The organism is Bradyrhizobium sp. LB11.1, assembly GCF_040549385.1.
Lineage (GTDB): Bacteria > Pseudomonadota > Alphaproteobacteria > Rhizobiales > Xanthobacteraceae > Bradyrhizobium.
Map to the genome: position 1 here is coordinate 115,775 of NZ_JBEPTH010000014.1, position 23,306 is coordinate 139,080.

21 protein-coding genes are annotated in these 23,306 nt (G+C 64.5%); 8 read left to right on the top strand and 13 right to left on the bottom strand.

Going from position 1 to position 23,306, the window contains the following annotated elements:
- Nucleotides 1-86 precede the first annotated feature (86 nt).
- Complete coding sequence (locus ABIA96_RS29380; RefSeq protein ID WP_354140529.1) at nt 87-1,766, top strand: mucoidy inhibitor MuiA family protein; 1,680 nt, start codon at nt 87-89, stop codon at nt 1,764-1,766.
- A gap of 157 nt (nt 1,767-1,923) precedes the next feature.
- On the opposite strand, the gene ABIA96_RS29385 is transcribed toward ABIA96_RS29380, so the two are convergent.
- The 5 genes from ABIA96_RS29385 to ABIA96_RS29405 all read right to left on the bottom strand — a co-directional run bounded on the left by ABIA96_RS29385 (nt 1,924) and on the right by ABIA96_RS29405 (nt 7,834).
- A complete protein-coding gene (locus ABIA96_RS29385; protein ID WP_354140530.1) occupies nt 1,924-3,279 on the bottom strand; it encodes an esterase-like activity of phytase family protein in 1,356 nt (451 codons plus the stop codon).
- Between the two features lie 84 nt (nt 3,280-3,363).
- On the bottom strand, nt 3,364-4,266 hold the full coding sequence (locus tag ABIA96_RS29390; RefSeq protein WP_354140531.1) for a carbohydrate ABC transporter permease: 903 nt from the start codon (nt 4,264-4,266) through the stop codon (nt 3,364-3,366).
- Complete coding sequence (locus tag ABIA96_RS29395) at nt 4,259-5,215, bottom strand: carbohydrate ABC transporter permease (RefSeq protein ID WP_354140532.1); 957 nt, start codon at nt 5,213-5,215, stop codon at nt 4,259-4,261. The genes ABIA96_RS29390 and ABIA96_RS29395 overlap by 8 nt, the downstream gene beginning before the upstream one ends.
- A gap of 132 nt (nt 5,216-5,347) precedes the next feature.
- Nucleotides 5,348-6,691 carry an ABC transporter substrate-binding protein gene (locus ABIA96_RS29400; RefSeq protein ID WP_354140533.1) on the bottom strand — a complete coding sequence of 448 codons (1,344 nt, stop codon included), beginning with the start codon at nt 6,689-6,691 and terminating at the stop codon, nt 5,348-5,350.
- A 99-nt stretch (nt 6,692-6,790) separates the two neighbouring features.
- Nucleotides 6,791-7,834, bottom strand: coding sequence for a C-terminal binding protein (locus ABIA96_RS29405; RefSeq protein WP_354140534.1), 1,044 nt, complete (start codon nt 7,832-7,834; stop codon nt 6,791-6,793).
- Between the two features lie 260 nt (nt 7,835-8,094).
- On the opposite strand from ABIA96_RS29405, the gene ABIA96_RS29410 reads away from it, so the two are divergent.
- Nucleotides 8,095-9,780 carry a methyl-accepting chemotaxis protein gene (locus ABIA96_RS29410; protein WP_354140535.1) on the top strand — a complete coding sequence of 562 codons (1,686 nt, stop codon included), beginning with the start codon at nt 8,095-8,097 and terminating at the stop codon, nt 9,778-9,780.
- A gap of 156 nt (nt 9,781-9,936) precedes the next feature.
- Here ABIA96_RS29410 and ABIA96_RS29415 read toward each other — a convergent pair whose 3' ends face one another.
- Nucleotides 9,937-10,872, bottom strand: coding sequence for a DMT family transporter (locus ABIA96_RS29415; protein WP_354140536.1), 936 nt, complete (start codon nt 10,870-10,872; stop codon nt 9,937-9,939).
- A gap of 93 nt (nt 10,873-10,965) precedes the next feature.
- Here ABIA96_RS29415 and ABIA96_RS29420 point away from each other — a divergent pair, with 93 nt between their 5' ends.
- On the top strand, nt 10,966-11,367 hold the full coding sequence (locus tag ABIA96_RS29420) for a DUF1330 domain-containing protein (protein WP_354140537.1): 402 nt from the start codon (nt 10,966-10,968) through the stop codon (nt 11,365-11,367).
- Nucleotides 11,368-11,590: 223 nt separating this feature from the next.
- On the top strand, nt 11,591-14,782 hold the full coding sequence (locus ABIA96_RS29425) for an ATP-binding protein (RefSeq protein ID WP_354140538.1): 3,192 nt from the start codon (nt 11,591-11,593) through the stop codon (nt 14,780-14,782).
- 3 nt (nt 14,783-14,785) lie between these two features.
- Here ABIA96_RS29425 and ABIA96_RS29430 read toward each other — a convergent pair whose 3' ends face one another.
- From ABIA96_RS29430 to ABIA96_RS29440, 3 genes are all read right to left on the bottom strand, one after another.
- Nucleotides 14,786-15,457 carry a methyltransferase domain-containing protein gene (locus ABIA96_RS29430; RefSeq protein WP_354140539.1) on the bottom strand — a complete coding sequence of 224 codons (672 nt, stop codon included), beginning with the start codon at nt 15,455-15,457 and terminating at the stop codon, nt 14,786-14,788.
- Between the two features lie 8 nt (nt 15,458-15,465).
- Complete coding sequence (locus tag ABIA96_RS29435; RefSeq protein ID WP_354140540.1) at nt 15,466-15,987, bottom strand: hypothetical protein; 522 nt, start codon at nt 15,985-15,987, stop codon at nt 15,466-15,468.
- 121 nt (nt 15,988-16,108) lie between these two features.
- On the bottom strand, nt 16,109-17,041 hold the full coding sequence (locus tag ABIA96_RS29440; RefSeq protein WP_354140541.1) for a DMT family transporter: 933 nt from the start codon (nt 17,039-17,041) through the stop codon (nt 16,109-16,111).
- Nucleotides 17,042-17,479: 438 nt separating this feature from the next.
- Here ABIA96_RS29440 and ABIA96_RS29445 point away from each other — a divergent pair, with 438 nt between their 5' ends.
- Both ABIA96_RS29445 and ABIA96_RS29450 read left to right on the top strand, forming a co-directional pair.
- A complete protein-coding gene (locus tag ABIA96_RS29445) occupies nt 17,480-18,772 on the top strand; it encodes an adenylosuccinate synthase (protein ID WP_354140542.1) in 1,293 nt (430 codons plus the stop codon).
- A 37-nt stretch (nt 18,773-18,809) separates the two neighbouring features.
- Nucleotides 18,810-20,399, top strand: a complete 1,590-nt coding sequence (locus ABIA96_RS29450; RefSeq protein ID WP_354140543.1) for a hypothetical protein — start codon at nt 18,810-18,812, stop codon at nt 20,397-20,399.
- Nucleotides 20,400-20,556: 157 nt separating this feature from the next.
- On the opposite strand, the gene ABIA96_RS29455 is transcribed toward ABIA96_RS29450, so the two are convergent.
- Together ABIA96_RS29455 and ABIA96_RS29460 are read right to left on the bottom strand one after the other, a co-directional pair.
- The gene (locus tag ABIA96_RS29455; protein ID WP_354140544.1) at nt 20,557-20,853 is read right to left on the bottom strand and encodes a hypothetical protein; all 297 of its coding nucleotides are present in this window, start codon (nt 20,851-20,853) and stop codon (nt 20,557-20,559) included.
- A 253-nt stretch (nt 20,854-21,106) separates the two neighbouring features.
- A complete protein-coding gene (locus ABIA96_RS29460; RefSeq protein WP_354140545.1) occupies nt 21,107-21,352 on the bottom strand; it encodes a hypothetical protein in 246 nt (81 codons plus the stop codon).
- Between the two features lie 141 nt (nt 21,353-21,493).
- On the opposite strand from ABIA96_RS29460, the gene ABIA96_RS29465 reads away from it, so the two are divergent.
- Together ABIA96_RS29465 and ABIA96_RS29470 are read left to right on the top strand one after the other, a co-directional pair.
- Nucleotides 21,494-21,919: a DUF5413 family protein gene (locus tag ABIA96_RS29465; RefSeq protein ID WP_354140546.1), complete on the top strand. Its 426-nt coding sequence runs from the start codon at nt 21,494-21,496 to the stop codon at nt 21,917-21,919.
- Between the two features lie 61 nt (nt 21,920-21,980).
- Nucleotides 21,981-22,535, top strand: a complete 555-nt coding sequence (locus ABIA96_RS29470; protein ID WP_354140588.1) for a DUF4112 domain-containing protein — start codon at nt 21,981-21,983, stop codon at nt 22,533-22,535.
- 76 nt (nt 22,536-22,611) lie between these two features.
- On the opposite strand, the gene ABIA96_RS29475 is transcribed toward ABIA96_RS29470, so the two are convergent.
- On the bottom strand, nt 22,612-22,905 hold the full coding sequence (locus ABIA96_RS29475; protein WP_148754538.1) for a hypothetical protein: 294 nt from the start codon (nt 22,903-22,905) through the stop codon (nt 22,612-22,614).
- Nucleotides 22,906-23,117: 212 nt separating this feature from the next.
- Nucleotides 23,118-23,282 carry a DUF3309 family protein gene (locus tag ABIA96_RS29480; protein ID WP_354140547.1) on the bottom strand — a complete coding sequence of 55 codons (165 nt, stop codon included), beginning with the start codon at nt 23,280-23,282 and terminating at the stop codon, nt 23,118-23,120.
- Nucleotides 23,283-23,306 lie beyond the last annotated feature (24 nt).

Here is a 23,306-nt window from a genome sequence, read left to right on the forward strand (position 1 = left end):
CTTCCCTGCCGCGTCTCACCACGATGGCGTGGCATGTTTTTGCGCGTCCGGCTGGCGACGCGGCGACATCGGCAGGGAGAAATTTGATGCGCACGATTGCAAGATATCTGGCGACGACGGGCCTCGTCCTGGTGACCGCAGCGCTCGTCTCGCCTTCATGGGCCGCCGATGTGGACGCCACATCGGCCATCGACACCGTCACCGTCTATCCTGATGGCGCCACCGTCACCCGTGTGATCGCGATCGACCTCACCTCCGGCGACAGCACGCTGGTCGCAAAAGATTTTCCGCTCTCGCTCGATCCATCATCGCTCCGCGTCGAGGGCGAGGCCGGCGCGAAGCTCACCATCGGCACGATCGACGCACGACCGCCGCGTGCGGCGCCGCCGGTCAATCTGCCCGAGCTCGACAAGCGCATCGAGGCGCTCAAGGACGAGCGCGCCGACCTGCAAGGCGCGATCGATGCGGCGGCCGCCCGGCGCAAATTCGCGCAGCGCTTTGCCGAAGCTTCTCCCGCCGGCCTCGGCGACAAGGGCGAGGCGCGCCCGATCACCGAGTGGCGCGCGGCGTTCACTGCCGTGGCGGAGGAAGTCGCAGCGGCCGAGGCCGCGATCCGTGATGCCGCGCGAAAACAACGCGAGATCGATCGCCAGATCGCGCAACTCGAAGCCGACCGCTCCGCCAAGCCGCCGAGCAAGCTGGAAGTGCGGATCGACGTCGCTTCCGCTGCCGCGACCAAGGCGACGCTGCGGGTCACTTACGCCGTGCGTAATGCGCGCTGGCTGCCGCTCTATGACGCCCGGCTCGACACCGGTGGCAAGGACCGCAAGCCGCAACTCGAGCTGGTCCGCCGCGCCGAGGTCACGCAATCGACCGGCGAGGACTGGTCGAACGTCACGCTCGGCGTTTCCACCGTCCGCATCGCCCGTGGCGGCAGCGCGCCGGAACTGGGCTCGCTGGTGGCGCAATATCCGCAGGTGCCGAAGCCGCGCGCGCTGGGCTCGGTCGCGGATACCGCCATGCCAGCGGCGGCGCCAATGCTGCGAAAGATGGAGGCGGCACGAAGCAGGGAGGAATTTGATCTGCCGGCCCAACGTGCCGACGAACCGCAAGCCGTTGCGGAGATCGGCGATTTCCAGGCCACCTTCAAGATCCCCGGCCGTGTCAGCCTCGGCGCCGCCGAGGGCGCCAAGAGCCTGCGCATTGCTTCAATGAGCGTGCCCGCCGATCTCGCGGTGCGCGCTGCGCCGGTGCTGGATTCCACCGCCTTCCTCGAGGCCAGCTTCAAGCAGACCGACGACACGACGTTGCTGCCGGGCAAGGTCGCGATCTACCGTGACGGCGTCTTCGTCGGCCGCGGCAAGCTCTCGGCATCAGCCAAGGACGACATCGTGCGGCTTGGCTTCGGCGCCGACGACAAGGTCAAGGTCGAGCGCGCGATACTCAAGCGCAACGAGGGCTCGGCCGGTCTCCTGGTCGCGACCTCGAGGACCGACGAGCGCGCGTTCAAGACCACCGTCCGCAACGGCCACGACTTCCCGATTCACGTCGCGATCGAGGACCAGCTGCCGGTCAGCGAGAATGACGAGATCGTCGTCGAGATGCTGCCCGCGACCACACCGCCGACGGCAAAAGATATCCGGGACAAGCGAGGCGTGCTGGAATGGTCGTTCGACGCCAAGCCCGGAGAGGTCAAGGACATCAACTTCGCCTGGCGCGCCCGCTGGCCGAAGGACAAGAGCATGGTGATCGTGCCGTCAGGCTAGAGCGGCGCCCTTCACCTCGCTCCGCGCTCACCCCCTGTCATGCCCTGCGCAGGCGGGGCATCTAGTACGCCGAGGCCTCGCGATTTCATCGCAGACGTCCCGGCGTACTGGATCGCCCGGTCACTCCGGGCGATGACCGCGTTGAAAGAGCCTCGCCTTACTTCGCCTTCAGAAAATCCGCGACGTCGAGCAGGATGAACTCGTCGTCATCGGCCTTGTTGGGATCGCGGCTGGACGAGAACGGCAGATTGTTGTCGTTGCCGACGATGATGTGGGTGTCGTCGACGCGATCGACGTTCTCGATGGTGAAGAACGGGAAGGTGTAGACGCCGTCGTTCAGCGGCTTGCGTGCCTTCTTGTCGGGGTCCTGGATCTTCAAGAGGTCGATATAGCCGATCTTGCGCACGGGCTTGCCGACATTGGCGTCAGTCAGCTCGATCTTGTAGATGCGCTTGAACCTGGCGACATCAGGGAAGCAGTTCTCGCCGCGCGTGCCCGCCGGGCAGGCCTTGTCGGGCGTGCCTTCGCCGTTGTCGCGTTCGATGACGAGGCCGGCGCTCGGGTCGATCATGTTGAAGTCGCCAATGGCGTTGCCGTTCTGCTCGAACACATACTGCCAGTAGCGGCCGGTGAACTTTTCAGCGGCGACGTCGAATTCGAGGATGAGGGACGCTTCCTTGCCGTCGACCCGCTCCCAATCCTTCTTGTCGGCGTCCCACAGCGGGCCCTCGAGCAGGCCGTACAGGAATTTGCCGTCCTTCGAGGAGGCAAAGCCCTCAAAACCCTTGGAGCGGCGCAGATTGACGTTGGTGTAGGTCGCGCCCGGCGCGCCCGGGGTCGCCGCCGCCCAATGGTCGGGAGAGCGCACCGGCTTGCCGTCGGCGATGGTCTCGAACACGGCGAGGATCTTGCCGGTCTTGTCGGCCTTCAGGATGTAGGGGCCGAACTCGTCGCCGATCCAGAAGGTGTCGCCGACGATCTGGAAACCTTCGGTGTCGAAATCGGCGCCCGTGAGATAGCGCTTCTGGGTGTCCTCGTGGACGATGCGGAACGGCACCTTCTTGTCGGGATCGTGCAGGAAGGCGGTCGCTTCGCGCTCGATCTTGCCGCCCGCCCAATCCATCTTGTAGTGGTTCAGGTACAGCATCGAGTCCATCGAATTGGCGCGCGCGCCCATGCCGTTGTCGGTGATGACCCAGAAGGTGCCGTCGGGCATCTTCTTGATGCCGGAATGGCCCTGCAGCGGCTGGCCCTTGAATGGCAGCGAGACCCCGGTCGAACGCTCAAGGGACTTGCCCATCACGGTGCCGAGCGCATCGACGCGCTTTCCCGTGGTGTACTTTCCCGAGGTCTTGAGATCGGCAGGGGCATCGGCGGGGGCATCGATGAAGGTCGCGGCCGGCATCACGACGTGGCCGGCGAGTTTGGCCGGAAATTCGCCCTCGCTCTGCGCAAGCGCCGTGCTCGCGGTGAGAATGATCGTTGCGACGGTGCTGAGAAAAGTCGCGCGCATGTGCGTCTCCTGTTAGCGGACGACGCCTTATGCGGATTGCAGATTGCAGTTTTGTGAAGCCGGGCCAAACGCCGCAGTCCCAGGCTATTCTTTTACCGCGCCGGTCAGCGAGGAGACGTAATAGTCCACGAACAGCGAGTAGAAGATCGCGACCGGCAGCGAGCCGAGCAGCGAGCCCGCCATCAACGCACCCCACTGGTAGACGTCGCCGGTGATGAGTTCGGTCAGGATCGCGACCGGCACGGTCTTGTTGGCGCCGCTCTGGATGAAGGCGAGCGCATAGATGAACTCGTTCCAGGACAGCGTGAAGGAGAAGATGCCGGCCGAGATCAGGCCGGGCACTGCGAGCGGCAGCGTGATCCGCCGCAGGATCTGCAGCCGCGTCGCGCCGTCGACCAGTGCGCATTCCTCGAGCTCATAGGGGATCGACTTGAAATAGCCGATCAGCAGCCAGGTGCAGAACGGCACCAGGAAGGTCGGATAGACCAGGATCAGCGCCAGCGGGGAGTCGAACAGCCCGAACTGCACCACCACGGTCGCGAGCGGGATGAACAGGATCGACGGCGGCACGAGATAGGCCATATAGATGCCGAGGCCGACATAAGGACTGCCGCGGAAGCGCAGGCGCTCGATCGCATAGGCGGCGAGCGTGCTCGCGATCAGCGACAGCGTGGTCGCCCCGATCGCCACCAGCATCGTCGTCCACAGCCAGCGCGGATAGTCGGTGTCGAACAGGAGGTGCTTGATGTGCGCCAGCGTCGGCGAGGTGATCCAGAATGGATTATGCTCCTTGTAGTTCATCAGCTCCGCGTTCGGCTTGAACGACGTGATCGCCATCCAATAGAACGGAAACAGCAGGATCAGCACGAAGCAGCCGAGCGGCAGATAGATCATCATCAGCCGGCGCAGCCCGGAATCCCAGGCCATGGTGTCGGGCGCGGCTTTTGCGTCGGCGACGGCGGCAGTTTGCGCGACGGTGTCAGTCATTGGCCTCTCCCTGCTGCCATTTGCGGCGCGCCAGGCCGAAATAGGAAAACAGCGTCGCGAACACCAGGAACGGGATCATCGATACCGCGATCGCCGCACCTTCGCCGAGTTCGCCGCCGGCGATGCCGCGCTGGAACGCGAGTGTGGCCAGCAAATGCGTCGAGTTGCCCGGCCCGCCACGGGTGATGGCGTAGACCAGCTGGAAGTCGGTGAAAGTGAAGATGATCGAGAAGGTCATGACGATGGCGAGGATCGGCATCATCATCGGGAAGGTGATGTAGCGGAAGCGCTGCCAGGCGCTGGCGCCGTCAAGCATCGCGGCCTCGTAGAGCGAGGGCGAGATGGTCTGCAAGCCCGCCAGCAGCGAGATCGCGACGAAGGGAATACCGCGCCAGATGTTGGCCGCGATCAGCGAGAACCGCGCCGGCCAGGGCGTGCCGAGGAAGTCGATATTGCTCGTGCGCCAATGCAGCACGTCGACCAGCAGATAGGAGATGATCGAGAATTGCGGATCGTAGATCCACCAGAACGCCAGCGCCGAGAGCACCGTCGGCACAATCCAGGGCAGCAGGATGATCGCGCGCAGCAGGCTCTTGAACGGAAAATGGTTGTTGAGCAGCAGTGCGAGCCAGAAGCCAAGCGCGAACTTTCCGAAGGTCGCGATCGCCGTGTAGACCACGCTGTAGAAGACGGCGTTCCACCACAGGGAGTCAGTGAGCAGATACTGGAAATTGTCGAAGCCGACGAACACGCCCGTTCGGCCGATCGTCGTGTCGGTGAAGGCGAGCCAGATGCCGAGCCCCAGCGGATAGGTCAGGAATACCCCGAGCAGCCCGATCGCGGGCGCCAGGCACATCACGACCAGGAACGGCTTGTAGTCGAACAGGCGCACCAGCCAGGACGGCTGCCGTTGCGCCAGTGCGGGAGAAGAGAGGGTGGTCACGGACATCAGGGCGTTGTCCTGTTTGAGACTGTCACCACGTCCGTCATGGCGAGCGAAGCGAAGCAATCCAGTCTGTTTCCGCAGTTACAGTCTGGATTGCTTCGTCGCTTCGCTCCTCGCAATGACGGTCGTTCTGTCTTACTTCTGCCGCCGGAAGTACCGCTTGCAGCGTTGCTCGGCTTCGGCGGCTGCGGCCTCGGGCGTGGCCGCGCCGGTTGCAACGGACGCGCACATCTGGATCAGCACGTAGTCGGCGCTGACGGCACCGGTCGCCGTCGAGATTGGACCCGCATAGCCGTCATAATAGGTGCTCTTCATCGTGTCCTTGAAAAGCGCCACTTTGGGGTCCTGCGACCACACGGCGGCGTCGGCATAGGCGGCGAGCGGCTGGGACCAGTAGCCGGAGTTGGCATTGAGCCACGGCTCGTATTGGTCCTTTTCCAGCATGAATTGCAGGAAGGCCTTCGCGGCGTTGGGATACTTACTGTGCTTGAACACCATGGCATTCAGCGTCAGCCCCGCCATCGGCGAGACCTTGGCCACGCCCTTCGGCAGCAATTGATGTACGCTGTCGTCGGCGATCGCCTTGGTCGCCGGGTCGTTCTTCAGTGAAAAATACAGCGAGACGCCGTTTGCCGTCAGCGCGATCTCCTGCGCGGCATAGGCGCGGTTGTTGCTGACGTCGTTCCAAGAGGTCGTGCCGGCGATGAAGGTCGGGTAGAGCTGCTTGACCCAGTTCAGCGCTGCGATCGTCTCCTTGCTGTTGATGGTGACGTTGCCTTCTTCATCGAGCAGGGCCGCGTTGTGCGACCACAGCGCCCAGCTGGCAAAGCCGTTGCCGTCGCCCTTGGCGTTGCCGAGCGCGAAGCCCGCCGGCTTGCCGGCCTTTTGCAGCTTCTGGCAGAGATCAAGGATGCCGGCATGGTCTTCCGGCACCTTGTCGAACCCGACGGATTGCAGGATCGATTTGCGATAGATCAGCGGCCCCCCGGTCGCGCCGAACGGCAGGCCGATCCAGGTGTCGCTCTTGTTCTTCTTGCCGTAGCGCTGCGCCAGCGGCAGCCAGCCGCCGTAACGCTTGCCGGCATAGTCGGCGACGTCGGTCAGCTCGATCAGCTTGTCGACGTAGATGTGCGGGGCATCAGAGAAGCCGATGATGATGTCGGGGCCGGCGCCGGAATTGGCGGTCACCGCCGTCTGCTGGTTGATGTCCTCCCAGCCGACGAAATCGATCTTGACCTCGACCCCGGTCTCCTTGGTGAACTTGGCCGCATTGGCGCGGAACACGTCCTCATCGGCCTGGACGAAGCGCACCGGCCGCAGCATGCGGAGCGTTGCGCCCTTCTCGATCGGCAGTTTCGGCGCGGGGACGTCGGCAGCCTTGATTGCGGATTGAGCGTGCGCTGCAACACCAGTGGCAGCGACTGTTGCAGCGGACAGGCCCAGCGCCAAGGCATCACGACGTGTGATGTCGTTCCTCATCAGTTCCTCCCTAAGATGTTTCCCTTCCCGGCGTTGGTCGCCGGTGAAGGGCCGTTTCGTTCTTTTGCCGGTCTTTCGGCGCGTGTTGCGCCGGCCGCCTTAGCTGTTCGGGCCGCGGTCCATGCTGACGGGCTGCCAGCGGCGGAGCGCGGTGTCTTGCAGCACCGACGGGTTCACGCAGCTTACCGGCCACATGCCCTGAAGCACCAGTGACAATTCGTAGCCCACTCGGCGCTTGCGCGCCTCGTCGAACCGTGCCGAGGCGGAGGCGACATGGGCGGTCAGGGTCACGTTCTCCATGCTCAGGATGGGGTTGTTGTGCGACGGCGGTTCCTTCTCCAGCACGTCGAGGGCGGCATGCGCGATCCAGCCCTCCTGCAGCGCCTTGATCAGGCTTTCCTCGTCCACGGTGGCGCCGCGCCCGGTATTGATGAAGACCGAACTCTTCTTCATCTGCCGAAAATGCTTCTCGGTCAGCATGTGATGCACTTCGGGCCGGGCGGGGGCGTGCATCGAGACGAAGTCGGATTGCGACAGCACCTCGTTCAGCGTCGCCGGGATCACACCGTGGTCCCACATCAGGGTTTCCTGGATGAAGGGATCGTAAGCCATCATGCGCAGGCCGAACGGTGCGGCGCGCTTCGCAACTGCGCGCGCGACGCGGCCGAACGAGACGAAGCCCAGCGTCTGGCCCATCAGCCGCGGCACTTTGAGCAGCGCCGGCCGACCCTCGGCCCAGCGCCCGGTGCGCACCATCTTGTCCTGCTCGACAAGGCGGCGGAAGCCGGAGAGCAGCAGCATCATGGCGTGGTCGGCGACTTCCTCGATGAAGGTGTCGGGGATGTTGGTGACGGGAATGCCGCGCGCGGTCGCCGCCTTCACATCGACACTGTCGACGCCGACCGAGCCGAGCGTGATGACCTTGCAGTTCTCCAGCGCGTCGATGATGGTCTTTGAGATCGGAATGCCCTTGGCGTAGATCGCGTCGGCATTCCTGGCGGCGGCGATGAACTCCGCCTCGTTGGCCGGCGCCTCGACGATCTCGGCATCGATCGGATCGAGCGCTTCGCGCTCGAGGGAATAATCGCTGCCTGCGACCGTGAAGCTCGCGCCCTTCGGCGTCACCACCCTGTATTTCGGCATTTTCTGCTCCCGATTTAGTTGTCGGTTCTTGTTGCGACCCGCACCTTTGGGCGGGCCTTTGCGTCTTTTACGCGAAATCTACGCCGGCGCGTACAATCGTCGGTTGCCGGTACCGCGGTTTATTCAGAAGTTTTGCGGTCCTCTCCGGGCTTCTACGGGGCCCTTCGTAACAGGTTGCTAATGGGTTCCCCACTAAAAGTTGAGTCAAATCTTATCGATTCACTCGTGTGTTCGTTATCCCTCATTGCCGGAGCCATCCCGTGAAGTTGAGCAATCTGAAGATCGCCTCCAAGCTTGGCATCCTTGTCGGCGTCACCTTGTTCGGCCTGTGCGTCGCCGGAGTTCTCGCCGGCTATTTGATGAAACGCGAGATGGTGAATGCGCGCATCGATCAAGCCAAGTCGATCGTCGATCTGGGCCGGAACTATGCAGCCGCTCTGAAGAAGCGCGTCGATGCGGGCGAATTGACGAAGGACGCCGCCTTGGCCGAGCTTCGCCGCTACGGCAATGCGATGACCTACGACAACGGTGCGGGCTATCTGTTCGGCACGTCCTATGACGGCATCACCCAGCTCGCGCCCGATCCGAAGCAGATCGGCACCAACCGCATGGACGTCGTGACCAACGGCCGCAAGCTGTCGATCGAGCTGATGGACGGCGTCAAGGCCAACGGCTCGATCCTGCTTTACTATGAATATGTGAAGCCCGGCCAGGAAACGCCGATTCGCAAGATCGGCTACGCTGTCGCGATTCCCGGCTTCGACATGTATCTCGGCACTGGCGCCTATCTCGACGACATCGACGCCAAGATGGGTCCGGTGTTCTGGTCGCTCGGTCTCGCCATGCTCGGCATCGTCATCGTCGCCGGCGGCGTCGCCTGGATGATCGGCCGCAGCATCAGCCGTCCGCTGGCGCTGCTCGGTGCCCGCATGAAGGATCTTGCCGACGGCAAGCTCGAGGGCGACATCCCCGGCGTCGGCCGTGGCGACGAGGTCGGAATGATGGCTGCGACCGTCCAGATCTTCAAGGACAACGCGGTCCGCATCCGCGACCTCGAGAAGACCGACGCGGCGGCGAAAGAGCGTGCCGTGGCGGAACGTCGCAGCGCGATGGAAGATATCGCCAACGACTTCGAACGCAGCGTCAATGGCATCGTCCGCTCGGTCTCCTCGGCTGCGGCCGGCATGCAGTCGACCGCGCAGTCGATGACCGCGACCGCCAGCGACGCCTCGTCGCGCGCCGCCACCGTCGGTGCGGCCTCGTCGCGGGCCTCCGGCAATGTCGGCACGGTCGCCGCCGCCGCCGAAGAGCTGTCGAGCTCGGTTGCGGAAATCTCCCGCCAGGTGACGCGCTCGACCGAAGTGGCGAGCCGCGCCGTCAGCGACGCCGAGCGTACCAACGCCACGGTGCAGGAGCTCTCGACCGGCGCCGAGAAGATCGGCGAGGTGGTCAAGCTCATTCATTCGATCGCGGCGCAGACCAATCTGCTCGCGCTCAACGCCACCATCGAAGCGGCACGTGCTGGTGAATCCGGTCGTGGCTTCGCCGTCGTCGCTTCCGAGGTCAAGGCGCTGGCCAACCAGACCGCGAAGGCGACTGAGGAAATCTCCGCGCAAGTGGCGGCGATGCAGACCTCGACCAGCGATGCGGTCGCGGCGATCGGCGGCATCACCCGGACCATCGCCGAGATGAGCGAGATCACCGCCGGCATTTCGTCCTCGATCGAGCAGCAGGGCGATGCCACCCGCGAGATCGCCCGCAACATCCAGTCGGTCGCGGCGGGTTCGAACGAGATCAACACCAACATCGGCAGCGTCACCTCGGCCGCGGAAGCGACCGGCTCCGCTGCCGGCGACGTGCTGACCAACGCCCGCGAGCTGGACAACCAGTCCGGTGCGCTGCGTAGCGCGGTGGACGGCTTCCTCGCCAAGGTGCGCGCGGCTTAAACTCTTGCGCTGAATCCTTGGCGCAGAGTTCTTGGCGCTGAATTCGTAGGGTGGGCAAAGGCGCGTGAGCGCCGTGCCCACCTTTTCGTTTTGAACTCGTTGAAACGTTGGTGGGCACGCTTCGCTTTGCCCACCCTACCAGTCCGGTGCGCGGACTTACTTCACCGCAGAACCCTGGCGGGAGGCGATGACGACGCCGGCGAGCACCAGCGCGTAGCCGATCAGGTGAAACGGCTGGAGCTTTTCGCCGAGCAACAGGATCGCCATCGCCGAGCCGAACACGGGCACCAGATGGAAAAACGGTGCGGCGCGGTTCGGGCCGATCAGCGCGACGCCGCGGTTGAAAAAGAGATAAGCGAGCGTCGAGGGGAAGATCAGGATGTAGCCGAGCGTCATCAGCGTCACGGTATCAAACTGCATGACGCTGCCGCTCCAGGCCTCCCAGATCGCGGTGGGTAGCAGCATCATCGCCCCGCAGCAGGTGGTGAAGGAGAGAAATGACAGCTGATGAACCTTCGGCCGACGCGGGATGAAGGCGGAGTAGATCCCGAACGCCACCAGCGAGGAGGCGAACATGATGTCGCCCCTGTTGAAGCTGATGCTCGTGAGCGCCGCTAAATCACCGTGCAGGATGATGACCAGCACGCCCGCCAGCGAGATCGCGATGCCGGCGAGCTGCGCACCCGTCAGCCGCACGCCGAACAGCACGAGCGACCACAGCGCCACGAACAGCGGCCCGGCCGACTGGATCAACAGCGCATTCAGCGCCTCGGTATATTGTAGCGCCCAGTACGAGATCGCGTTGTTGAAGGCGAAGCCCACCAGCGACAGGAACAGCATCAGCGGCAGGCTTTTGCGTAACGCAGGCCAGTCGCGCTTCAGATGCGGCCAGGAAAACGGCAGCAGGATCAGGAACACGCCGAACCAGCGGATCGTGGTCACCGTCAGCGGCGGCACATGTGCGCCGACATGGCGCGCGAGCACAATGTTGCCGGCCCAGAACAGCGAGCTCAGGCTAAGCAGCAGATAAGGCTGGTTGTTGAGCCAGCTGACCGGACTCGAGGCAGGTGGCGCGGGCGAAGCGATCGTCATTGGCGTCACATTCGAGCTTGCGCCGGATTGCCGTCGTGACACAAGTCACGCCGCCGCAATGCTACAATGCAGGCGCGACCCGAGGAGGTGCCATTGGCGGTCAATATGTTGAACATCCAGGGCCTGGAAGGGCTCGACCAGAATGCGCCGGTGGTGATGCTGAACCTGATGCGCTTCCACCCGCGCTCGCGCGACGGTGACGGCTCCGGCTGGGATGCGTATCTGCGCTACAGCGCGATTACCGTGCCCATGATCAAGGCGCGCGGCGGCACGCTGCTGTGGACCGGCGAGGCCAAGGCGGTCGCGCTCGGCCCGCATGCGGGCAACGACTGGGATTTCGTTGCGCTGGTCACCTATCCGACCGTTGCTGCCTTCCTCGATATGATGACGTCCGAGGCTTACGAGAAAGAGGCCGATCCGCATCGTATCAACGGCTGCGCCGAGCACGTGATCATTGCGACGAGCCAGGCCTACAGCAAGTTCAAGGCGGGCTGACGTCGCTGGCTTGCGACCAGAGCGCGCGGCCGGGTCGAGTTTCGCAACTTTTCGGGCGCAGTTTCGGCAAGTTGGGCTTCAAATGTGAACTAATCGGTTGCGTGGGGGTGCCAAAGATGGTGCCTTTGGCGGGTGAGCACGCATGTCGGGGCATTGCCGGCCCGGCGTGACGTGCTGCAACGTTGTTTCCTCCTCGTCGAATATTGCTTCGTTAGGGGATCAGATGCTCTGTGAGCGTTGCGGCGGAGACAATCCGGCGACAAATCGCTTCTGTCACGGCTGCGGCTCAGCGTTGCCGGTGGCCTGTCCCGCCTGCAATCATCCCAGCCCGCCTGGTTCGGGCTTTTGTGGGGCCTGCGGCGCAGCCCTGAGCGCCGCGAGCAGGCCAATCCCGGCAGCGGCGGGGCATTCCACGAGGCCGGTTCGGGGCGAGCTGAAGCAGGTGACGGTTCTGTTTGCCGATCTCGTCAGCTCGACCGAGATCGTTGCCGGCCTCACCGCCGAAGATGCCATGCAGCGTCTCAAGCCCGCGCTCGATGCCATGTGCGACGCTGTAGCGCGGTTCGAGGGCACGGTGGTACGAACGCTCGGCGACGGTATTCTCGCCTTCTTCGGCGCCCCGCGCACGCAGGAAGGTCACGCCCTGCTGGCGTGCGAGGCGGCGTTGGTGATCCGCGACACGTTTCGCGTGCGCGACGATGCCATGTCGGTGCGCATCGGCCTGCATTCCGGCGAGATCGTCGCGGATGCTCCGCTCGTCGACACCGTCACCGAGCACGGCGCATACGGCCTTGCCATCCATCTCGCAAGCCGCCTTCCGGCCAAGGCGGAGCCGGGCGAGATCTGCATGACCGATGAGACCTATCGACTGGTGCGCTCATTCTGCGACGTCGGCCCGCTCGGCCGTCATCGTCTGCGCGGCGTGCCTGAGCCGATCGAGCTTTATCTTCTGAAGAACCTCAAGCCGGCGGTCGCCAGCCAGCAATTCCGCGGCGTCGCTCTGGCCACGTTCCGCGGGCGCGAGCGGGAGATGGCTCTGCTGCAGCGGACTCTGGCGGCGGTGGAGACCGGCGGTTCGCGCGTCACCGGCATTGTCGGCCCGCCCGGGACCGGCAAGAGCCGGTTGTGCTACGAGTTCGCCGAATGGTGCCGCGCGCGCCTCATTCCGGTGTTCGAGGCCCGTGCGCAGCCCTATGGCACGGCAACGCCGCTGGAGCCGGTGCTGGAGTTCTTGCGCTCGACCTATTTCAACGTCTCGCCAGACGACGAGCCCGATCTGGCGGTGAAGCAGATCGCCACGCGCCTCGCCGAGCTCGGTTCGACCTTCGAGGCAGACCTGTGGCTGGTGTGCGACTTCCTCGGCATCAGGCACGGCCAGGGGCCGCCCTCCTGGCTCGGTCCGCGCGCCCGCAACATCCGTCTGCTAGAGATCATCCGACACATGATCCGGCAGCGCGGCGCGTCGGCGTCGGTGATCATCATCGAGGATCTGCATTGGCTCGACCCGGCGAGCGAGGAGTTCGTCGCGACGCTCGTCGACGAGGTGATCTCCACCAAGACGGTCTTGATCGTGAATTTCCGGCCGACCTATGTCGCGCCCTGGATGCGCGGGCCGCTGTACCAGCAGATCGAGCTTGCCGAGCTCTCGCCGACGGATACGGGCGATCTCGTCGACGAGCTGCTCGGGCCGGGGGACGCGCTGTTCGACGTGCGGCGGCGCGTCGCAGAGCGCAGCGGCGGCAATCCCTTCTTCGCAGAGGAACTGATCCGTTCGCTGGTCGAACATCTGGCCATCGTCGGCGAACAGGGTGGCTACCAGCGCGGCCTCCCCGGCGTCTCCGACGTGCTGCCGCCGACCGTGCAGGCCGTTATCGGTGCGCGGATCGATCGGCTGGCGCCCGCCGATCGCGATCTCCTGCACACGGCCGCGATCATCGGCAAGGAGTTTCAACTCGCGGTCTTGCAGAGCGTCGCCAGCCTGTCCGCCCCTGAGCTCGAGGCGACGCTGGTTCGGCTCTGTTCCGGCGAGATGCTCCAGGCGCGTAGTGGCCAGGACGGCCAAGCCTATGGCTTCCGTCACCCCTTGATCCAGGAGGTTGCCTATTCGACCCAGCTCCGCGCGCGCCGCAGTCTCCTGCATGCGCGGGTGGCGCGGGCGATCGAGCAATTTTATCCGGAGCGGCTCGAGGAGTTCGCAGCGCTCCTGTCGCATCATTTCGAACAGGCTGGCGAGGCCGGTGCCGCCGCCGAATATGCCGCGCGCGCCGCCCGCTGGATTGGTTCGACCAGTCCGGCCGAAGCGATCCGGCATTGGCACAAGGTGCGCACGCTGCAGGTGGGACAGAAGCGCAGCCCGGCGGGCGATGCGCTCAGGATCGCGGCCAGCAGCCAGATCGCCTGGCTCGGTTGGCGCGAGGGCATGACGTCGGAAGATGCAAAGCCCTTCATCCAGGAAGCGTTGGAATGGGCGCAGGACATCGACTATTCCATGATCCCGCTTCTGCTGTTCGTCGAAGGACGGATCGCGGGAGCGAGCGGCGGGCAGGCCGATGCCTATGTCGACACGGTCAAGCAGGCGTTGGCTCTCACGGAATCGCGCCAGCTCACCAGCCGCGCCGCGACGCTCAATGCTTCGCTCAGCCAGGCCTATGGCTGGGCGGGCCTTCTGCGCGAAGCGCTCGCGGCGAGCGATGCGGCGCTCGCCGGCGTCCCAGGCATCACGGACTTCGAGCACCAGTTCCTCGGCTACAATGTCGAGCACTGGATCCTCAGCCTGCGCGGCCGGATCCTGGTTCGGTTGGGGCGTTTCGATGAAGCGCGGCTGTGTTTCGACCGCATCCTCGCCATCGATCCGACGCTGATCGATCCGACGGTGCAGTTCATCGCAAATCTCGGGCACGTCGATCTGGCTTGGTGCCTCGGCGATTCTGCGATGGCCTCGACCCATGCCTGGCACGTGATCGAGCTGGCAGCGCGCCAGGCCACCCCGTATTTGCGCGCCTATTCGCTGGCCTGCATCGGCACGGCGCAGGGCATCGCCCAGAACTATCAGGCGGCGATCCCGTCATTGACGGAGGGGGTCGAATTCGTGCGCGCGGCGCGTGTCGCCATGGAGATCGAACCCGAGATGCTTGCGAGCATCGCCGACTATCAGCTCCGTTCCGGCACCCACGCCGCGGCGGTCGACAAGGCGCGCGAAGCGATCGCGGTTGCCCAGGAACGGCATGCCCGCTTGCCGGAATGCCGCGCCACCATCACACTCGCGGCCGCACTCGCGACGAGCAACGATCCGGATCGCCTCGGCGAAGTGGCCCGCCTCGCTGATCGGGCGGAAGCTCTGATCAAGCTGACGGGCGCCGGCATCTACCGGCGGCTGCTGGAGGAGACGCGGCGGCGGCTGTCGGTCGGCGCCTGAGTGTCAGGTTTTCCGCACGATGAGCGTGAACTCCATCAATCCATAGCCGTTATGCACCTCGGCTATGGCATTGAACCGGGTGGCGCAGTAGCGCGCCCAGGACGCGGTGTCGGTGGTGTAGAGGCCGTGGCGGGCGTTCGCCCCTGCCGGCCGCTTCATGAAATTGACGGCGAAGCCGCGCCTGGTGGTGCGATGGAGGTCATCGAGGCTCGCTGCGATGAAGCGCTCCCAATCGTGCCGCTTCTGGTCCTGCGCCACGTTGAAGATGCCGCTGGCGACCGCATAATCAGCCATCCGCAGACTGGCATGGCCGCAGGTGAAGGCGGCATCGCCGCGGTCCCGCCACAACCGCCGCGCGCGTTGAACCATTGCCTCCGAAACGTCGATGCCGAGATAGTCGACGGCACAGTCGTCATGCCGGCGGTCGAGATAGGCGATCAGCGCGCCATAGCCGCAGCCGAGATCGTTCAGCGAGAAGGGCGATGCGAAGTCGCACAATTTCAGGAGCTGGACGAAACGCATGTCCTGCGTGGCCTGGCAGGTCCAGTCGACGCCGGACGGCGTTGCGCCGAAGCGTGCGACCTTCGCCGAATAATAGGCGGCGATACCGGCATAGATCCCGGTCAGCGTTCCGTCGCCCGGAGAAGCACGCTCCCTTGCGGCGGCGGCGCGCATCGGCCCGCCTATTTCTTCGACTTCTTCTTCTTCTTGCCCTTGCCTTCGGGCGGGACGTTCGGTGCCATCGGCAGCGAGATCGTGAGGTATGTTCGTTCGATGTAGAAGATCGGTTTGTCTTCGCGAACGACGACCCGCAGGCCGTCGCCGTTGCGATCGCGGGAATCGTGGGCCTTCATGAAGCAAGGCAGCGGTGACTTGCGCGCCAGGTTCTTGATCAGCGCGTTCACGATGCGTTGGTCGCCGGTTTCGCCGTCTTGGTCCGACGGGACCCTGGCCAGCCATTTCAGCAGGGTGAACCAGCGGTTCTTCGCGCGATTGTTGTGCAGGCCGCCGAGTCCGAGGAGCTTTGCGCTATCGACGAACGGCCTCCCGTTCTGGAACATCTCGAATTCGTCCTGGAGGGCCTTGATCTCGGACATACCCCCGGCAGTGAACTCGCTCTCGCTTTGCTCGGGACCAAATCTCAAATTGAACAGATCGAAAAACGGACCGATATAGATATCGTCCTCGGCCATCAACGCGCCCATACTACTCTCCCTGACAATCAGAGTTGGGGTGTCGGATCGGGAAGCCAGCAATAAGGATATTGAACCTTGGTCCCGAACAAATTGCAAGGACGCCGGTTTGCAATGCGCGCCGATTTGCCGCTCAGGTCGTCTGCTTCCTTGACGCCACGAACACGCCCGACAGCACCAGCGCGAAGCCGATGAAGTGGAAGGCCTGCGGGTGTTCGCCGAGGAAGGCCATCGCCATGACCGAGCCGAATACCGGCACGACGTGGAAGAACGGCGCGGCGCGGTTGGCGCCGATCAGCCTGACACCGCGGTTGAAGCAGAGATAGGCGAGCGTCGAGGGAAACACCGCGACATAGAACAGGGTGAGCAGGTTCGGCCCGTCGAGCTTCATGACGGGGCGCGCCGACAACTCCCAGATCTCCAGCGGAATGAGGCAGGCCGCACCTGCGCCGAAGGTGAAGGCGAGGAACGACAGGCCGTGGATCGGCGGGCGCTTCAGGGTCAGCACCGAATAGAGCGCGAAGATGATCAGCGCGACGATGAAGATCAAATCGCCCTTGTTGAAGGCAATGTTCGACAGCGTGGTGAGATCGCCGTGCAGCAGGATGATCAGCACGCCGCACATCGAGAGCGCCACACCGAAGGCCTGCGCCGTGGTGAGGCGGATGCCGAGGATGACCAGCGACCACAGTGCTACGACCAAAGGCGCCGCCGACTGCAACAGCAGGGTGTTGAGCGCCTGGGTATGCTCCAGTGCCCAATATTGCAGGGTGTTGAAGGCGCCGATGCCGGTGATCGACAGCACGATCATCAGGCCGAGCTTCTCGCGGATCGCGGGCCAGTCCTGGGCGAGGTGCCTCCAGGCGAACGGCAGCACCAGCAGGAAGGCAAAGGTCCAGCGCAGGAAGGACAGCGTCACCGGCGGGATGTGGCCGGCGGCCATTCGTCCCACGACCGCATTGCCGGCCCAGCACATCGCGGTGATGCTGAGCAGCAGGTAAGGCTGGTTGGCGATCCAGTTGTGACTGGATGCTTCGGCGCTCGTGGTCTGGCCGGTGGCGGACATTGTGATTGTTATGGCCCCGCGTGGAGTGCGCCAAAGAATAACGTCAAGGCCTCCAGCCCTGCTTTGTCCGGGCCGGTCGAGACCCGGCAGCGTTCAAAGACACGGAAATCGAGGTTGCATCAACCGGGGCGGGCGCATCGCGACCATGCAGCGGCCCAAGCTGTGCCTAGCGCTTTGGTCGAGGTCGGCGCATGGCCTTGGAAGATTTCCGGATTTTCCGGGGATATCAAAGGCTTGGATCGGGCGTTGGGTCCTGAAAAAGCCCCGTTCTTGCTTGCTTAGAGAGGCTGCTTCCTTTATCCGGTTGGCTGCCTCGCGTACGAACGGCCCCGGGCCGGGAATTGGGCCGGGCGCAGGCATGATCCTGGAAAAGTGGGTACCGGTTTTCCGTTTGGACCATGCACGTACAGAGAAAAATCTTCGAAGGATTACCCGCGAATGGCCAATGTTGTCGTCGTCGGCGCCCAATGGGGCGACGAAGGAAAGGGCAAGATCGTCGACTGGTTGTCGGAGCAGGCGGACATCGTCGCGCGCTTCCAGGGCGGTCATAACGCCGGCCATACGCTGGTCATCAACGGCGCGACCTACAAGCTCGCGCTATTGCCCTCCGGCGTGCTGCGCTCGTCGAAACTATCGGTGATCGGCAATGGCGTCGTGTTCGATCCGCAGGCCTTCCTCGACGAGGTGGCCAAGCTGCGCAGCCAGGGCGTGGCGGTCAGCCCGGAGAATCTGCGCGTCGCGGAGAACGTCACCCTGATCCTTCCGCTGCACCGTGAGCTCGATGCGCTGCGCGAATCGTCCAACTCGGCGACCGCGATCGGCACCACCCGCCGCGGCATCGGACCTGCCTATGAGGACAAGGTCGGTCGTCGCGCCATCCGGCTGATGGACCTCGCCGACCTCGACACGCTCCCGCACAAAATCGACCGGCTCCTTGCGCACCACAATGCTTTGCGTCGCGGCCTCAACCTGCCGGAGTTCGACGGCAAGGAGATCCTGAAGGAACTGAGCGCGCTGGCGCCGCAACTGCTGCCTTATGCGGAAACCGTGTGGCGCCTGCTCGATATCGAGCGGCGCGCGGGCAAGCGCATCCTGTTCGAAGGCGCGCAAGGCGCGCTGCTCGACGTCGACCACGGCACCTATCCCTACGTCACCTCGTCCAACACGGTGGCGGCGCAGGCGGCGACCGGAACGGGCATCGGGCCGAACGGGGTCGGCTACGTGCTCGGCATCTGCAAGGCCTATACGACCCGCGTCGGGCAGGGGCCGTTCCCGACCGAACTGCTGAATGAGATCGGCGACGAGATCGGCCGTCGTGGCCGCGAGTTCGGGGTCAACACCGGGCGCAAGCGCCGCTGCGGCTGGTTCGATGCCGTCCTGGTCCGCCAGACCGTGCGGACCTGCGGCATCAACGGGCTGGCGCTGACCAAGCTCGACATTCTCGACGGCTTCGATTCAATCGATGTCTGCGTCGGCTACAAGCTCGACGGCAAGGAGATCGACCATCTGCCGGCCGGCGAGGGCGCCCAGGCCCGGGTCGAGCCGATCTGGGAGACCATCGAGGGCTGGAAGGAGCCGACCGCCGGCGCGCGGTCATGGGCCGACCTGCCGGCTCAGGCCATCAAATATGTCCGCCGAATCGAAGAATTGGTCGGGTGCCCGGTCGCGCTGCTTTCCACCAGCCCGGAACGCGAGGATACTATCTTGGTGCAAAACCCGTTTGAGGCTTAACGATCTCTTACCAGGACGCGGATATAGTTGAGTAGAAATGGCTGATTACTATCCGCTGATCGCCCGCGCTATTGCCGCCCTGGACCCCAACGCTCCCGGCGAAAGCCGGCGCGCGCTCTATGAGCGGGCGCGCACGGCCCTGATCGCGCAGCTCCGCAGCGTGCAGCCGCCGCTCTCCGAATCCGAGATCACCCGAGAGCGGTTGTCGCTGGAAGAGGCCGTCCGCAAGGTCGAATCGGAAGCTGCCCAGCGTGCCCGCGAGGCCTCACGCCCCGGTGGCGGCACTCGCAGCGGGAGTGGCAGCGGCGATGCGTTCCGCCGGGCCAGCGCCCGCGCAGCTGACAATAATCCGCCCGCATCCCCTCAGCCGGCAGCGCCACCCCGAGCCCGCCCCGCCGGGCCGCCGCCGCGCAATGATCGCCCGCCGCTCGGCGGCGACGACCAGGGCGATGCCCCGCGTCCGCCGCGCGCCCCGCGGTTCGATGCGCCGCGCCAACCGGAGCCGCCGGCCGGGCGCGATCGCACCCCTCAGCGCCGCCCGCCGGATGCCGGACCGCCGCCCCCGTTGCCGCCGGCGCCTGGTGTGCGCGGCTTCCGCGACATCACCGCCGACGTCAACGATCTCGGCGGCGCTGCCGCGCAGGCCAACCGCGCCGCGCGTCGCACCTACGCCAATGTGCCGTCGCCCTCGCCGGAATTCGACCGGCTCGAGCCGAGCCTGGAAAACCGCGCCGCCGAACCCGACGCGCCCTATTCCTATGACGAGTCGATGGAGGAGGCCGAGCGCTACGCGCCGCAGCCGCCGTCGCCGCGTCCGCGCATCGCCCCCGATCGCGGCGTCAAGAAGCGCGCGCGCACCGGCTCGATCTTCCCGTTCAAGAGCGCGATCGCCATCGGCATCGTGCTGATCCTGGTCGGCGCCGGCATCCTCTGGGGCAAGTCGCTGGTCCAGACCGCGACCAATTTGTTGAAGTCCTCGCCCACCCAGGTGGTGGAGGCGCCGAAGGATGCCTCGCAGCCGCAGAGCAAGCCGAAGATTCCGGATCGCGTCGGCCAGCCCTCGGCGAGCGACCAGCCGGCCGCGCCGGTGGCACAGAAGGTCGTGCTCTATGACGAGGATCCGTCCGACCCCAAGGGCAAGCAATATGTCGGCTCGGTGGTCTGGCGGCTCGAGCCGATCAAGGCGTCGGGCAATCAGAAGGCCGACATCGCGGTGCGCGCCGACATCGAGATTCCCGACCGCAAGTTCAAGATGACGATGTCGTTCCGCCGCAACACCGACTCGTCGCTGCCGGCGAGCCACACGGCCGAGCTGACCTTCATCCTGCCGCCGGATTTTCCGGGCGGCAGCGTCTCCAACGTGCCGGGCATCCTGATGAAGTCGAACGAGCAGGCGCGCGGCACGCCGCTCGCGGGGCTCGCGGTCAAGGTCACCGACGGCTTCTTCCTGGTCGGCCTCTCCAACGTCGACGCCGACCGCTCCCGCAACGTCCAGCTCCTGAAGGAGCGCTCGTGGTTCGACGTGCCGCTGGTCTACTCCAACCAGCGCCGCGCCATCATCGCCATCGAGAAGGGCGCCCCCGGCGAGCGCGCCTTCAACGACGCGTTCGCGCAGTGGGGCGATTAGGTCGAGCCTAAGCCATTTCTGTCATTCTGGGGCGCGCGTAGCGCGAGCCCGGAATCCATCGTGCGGCGCGCGATGCGGGGAAATGGATTATCAGATGCGCAATTGCGCATCATAGTTCGACGCTGCGCATCGCCCCGGAATGACTTGCAGATGACCCTTACTGCGCGGCCGCTTCCCGTTTGCGCGATGACGCTGCGGCGGCGGCCTCGCGATCCATCACGGCGCGGCAGCCGGGGCTGAGCTGCGCCTTTTTGTGGACCATGCAGGCCCTGATGCGCGGAATGTCGGGGATTTCATTGGAACACAGCCGCATCGCATCGCCCGAGCACATCTGCTGCGCTTCGGACGAGAAGGCGAGGCCGGGTGATGTCTGGAGTGCGAAGGCGGTGGCGGCGAAGGCCAACAGCGAAGCGGTGGTCTTGAAGCGCGAAGCGATGGTTTGATAGCGTGTCATGAATGCGTCCCCGAGTTCCGTGGGTTGAACCACTTTGTTTTGGGGCGCCGCACGCGGCTTGATCTGCCGCATGTCACAGCCTTCACGCCGGGAACTTAATCCCGCATGTGGTCGCTCGATTGCTTGATGTTCGAATCGAAAAGTGCTGCGCCGCCCGACCCGAGTATGCGCGATTGTCACGAAGCTTCAATGGGAGACGCGAAGGAATTCGCAGATGTTGCGAGACCGTCACGCAAAACGCCGGCGCGCAATCCTACATGCCGTGACTCGCGAACACCTTGCTGCACGATCTGGACAGCTTGGCGCGGTTGGCCTGCAGGCAACTCTGCACTGCACCGTCATTCCCGAGGTCCTTGCGGCAGAGCCGCGAGGCATCGCGCGAGCAGGCCTTCTGCTCTTGCGGCGAGCCCATATGGCCTTGCGCAAAGGCGGGCGCGTTCGACAGGCCACCGAGAGCCAACAGGGTGATGGTCGCCAGCAACAACAGTTTACGAGACATCGGCGGCTCCAAATCTGACAGGGAATTTTAGGTTCAGTCTGAACCCGCCGCCTTGCCACTTGTTCCCCATCAGAGCCCCACAACCCGCTATCCAAGGTTCCCGGCGCTGCTATAAAAGCCTCCGGGTATCAGGAGTTCTTGATGAAACGCTATCTGGTGTTTGCGCTCGTGGGGCCGTTCGTGGGCGGCTTCCTGCTTCTGCTCACGACGACCTACCAGTCCGGCTACTGGACCCAGACCAGTCTCGGCGAGGTCGGCAAGCTGCTCGTCGTGTTCTTCAAGACGCTGCAATACAGCTATCTGTTCGGCTTCCTGCCGTCGCTGATGATCGGCGCGGTGGACGACATCCTGATCCATGTCAGGCGGGTCAGGCCGGTGCTGCGGATGCTGCTGGTCGGCCTGTTCGCTTTTATCCTGGCATCGCTGACCTACGGCTCGCGCGGGTCGGACTCAGGCACGGTGCAGTTCATCCTGTACGGCCTGGTTGGCTTCGTGCCGGCAGTGCTTTCATCCTGGTTCGTGCATCACTATGTCAAGGAGCCGCAGCCTGCGGCGGCAGCACGCTGAGTGCGCGACCTTCGGACGCGGCGCAGCAACCTCTGCCGTGCCCGCGCGTTCCCTAATGGCCATGACCATGCCCGATGACGACATTCTTGTGCCACGCAGATCCCGCTCCGGGACCCAGTCGCGCGCCGATTTTTCGGGCCGCGCAGCGCGCGGGCCGATCATCGATCAGGACGGCCAGGAGATCCGTCCCGAAAGCCTGGAGCAGGGGTTTCAGGAGTTTCGCTTCGACTTCGGGCAAGGATCTGGCAACGGCAATCCGTTCGGCAATCTGACGCGCGAGCAGCGCATCGCCCGGCTCGAAGCGCTCGCAAAGCTGCTCGACGTCGCCTTCATCCTGCCGGGCACCAAAATTCGTTACGGCATCGACGGCCTGATCGGGTTGATCCCGATCGTCGGCGACATCATCACGACCGCGATCTCGCTCTGGCTGGTGCGCGAGGCCCGTGCGCTCGGTGCGCCCTGGTACCTCACCGCGCGCATGCTCGGCAATGTCGCGGTCGACGGCGTGGTCGGCATCGTGCCGTTCGTGGGCGACGCCTTCGACGTCATGTTCCGCGCCAACATGCGCAACGTCCGCCTCTTGCGCCGCTGGCTCGACAAGCAGCCGCGCATCTGAAGCTCGCCCAAAACGCAAAAAACGCGACAGCCTTTCGGCCATCGCGCTTTCCGCACATCGGAGGCTTCAAGAAAACTTATGCCGCGTCGGCGTCGGCCTCGGCGACCGGTTCCGGCTTGCGGTGGCGCGGCAGCGGGAAGGCCTCGCTCTCGTAAAGCGAGCGGATGCCGTTCTGGTCGAAACGGGCTTCCTCGACCTGGAGATAGGCGCCATTCAGCGAATCCGTCGGCAACTGCTCCATCGCGAACTGCACGGCTTCGGCCGCGGTGCCGAACCGGCGATAGGTGAAGCCCGCGCGCTTCTTCTTGCGGATGGCGGCGGGAAAGAGTTCGGCGGAGGTGTTGAAGTTGAACGGACGCAGTGGACGCATGGTCAAAGACCTCGTGATCTTGTCTGGGGCTTTAAGCGCGTGGGGTTTGGGAGGGCGGAGGCCACGATCGGGTGGGCCCGCCGCACATCACTTTCGCCCACTAATATAGGCCGATTTGACAAAATTGCGACCCCTGCGATGGGAGATGATTAATCCGCGCATGGCAGGCCCGCAGATGAAAAAATTGTAGCAATTTCAGTGTCTTAGATGGTTTATAGCTTGCCAAGCAGCAGCAGGACGATCAACACCACGAGCACGACGCCGCCGATCCCCATGCCGGAATGGCCCATGCCGTAGCCATAGCCGCCGATCCGGCCCGACCAGCCGCCCAGCAGATAAATGATCACCAGGATGATCAGGATGGTCCCGAGTGACATGGCATCCTCCCTGGCGGCCGCCGG